General features: G+C 46.8%; 1 protein-coding gene. It reads right to left on the reverse strand.

Annotation, left to right across the window (positions count from 1 at the left end):
* On the reverse strand, nucleotides 1–737 hold a 737-nt coding region (locus B5G28_RS14230), incomplete at its 3' end, for an IS3 family transposase (RefSeq protein ID WP_087249848.1).
* Nucleotides 738–778 lie beyond the last annotated feature (41 nt).

The following is a 778-nucleotide window of genomic DNA, read 5'->3' on the forward strand; positions in this document are numbered from 1 at the left end:
CGCTCGTGGTTATAGAAGTGAATGTATTCGTCAATCAGGTCATTGGCCTGCTGAAATGTTTTGAGCTTTTGGCGGTAGATACATTCGGTTTTCAGAATGCCAAAGAAATTTTCTGCCATCGCATTGTCATAGCAGTTTCCCCGTCTTGACATAGACGGCGTAATGCCGTATTCTTTAGTCAGGTTAAAGTACGCTTGGGAAGTATACTGAAACCCCTGGTCGCTGTGGAGCTGTAACTCCCCAGCGACTTTCTCTTTCTTCATAGCAAGGCGAATGGTATCCAGCACCAGGTTGACAGTCTGGGATGTTGCTGTTTTGTAAGCTACAATGCTGTTGTCGTACAGATCCCGGATCATGGACAGGTACAGGACACCTTGTTCCGTATGGATATAAGAGATATCTGTGACCCATTTGCTGTTAGGTCTTTCTGTGTGGAAATCCCTATTCAGCAGATTTTCATATCTGTGAACCTGCTGTCCAAGCTGCTTCCACTGCCTGCGTCTGCGTATTTCAGACAGCAATCCGTTTGTTTTCATAAGTCTGAGGACAGTTTTAGGATTCCTGTGACAGCCGTTTTTGTCCAGCCACAGATGCATCCGGCGATAGCCATATGTATTTTTGCACCTCTTCTGCTGCCGGGCGATCTGGTCTATAATCGACTGATTTGGGTTCGGACGGTTCAGATTGTGGGTATAGGCGTAGTACCCACTCCGGGAAACGCCAAAGAACTTGCACATCCTGCAAACCGGATACTTCTCTCCATGACGATAGATTACCG

The organism is Faecalibacterium sp. An77, assembly GCF_002161315.1.
GTDB lineage: Bacteria > Bacillota > Clostridia > Oscillospirales > Ruminococcaceae > Faecalibacterium.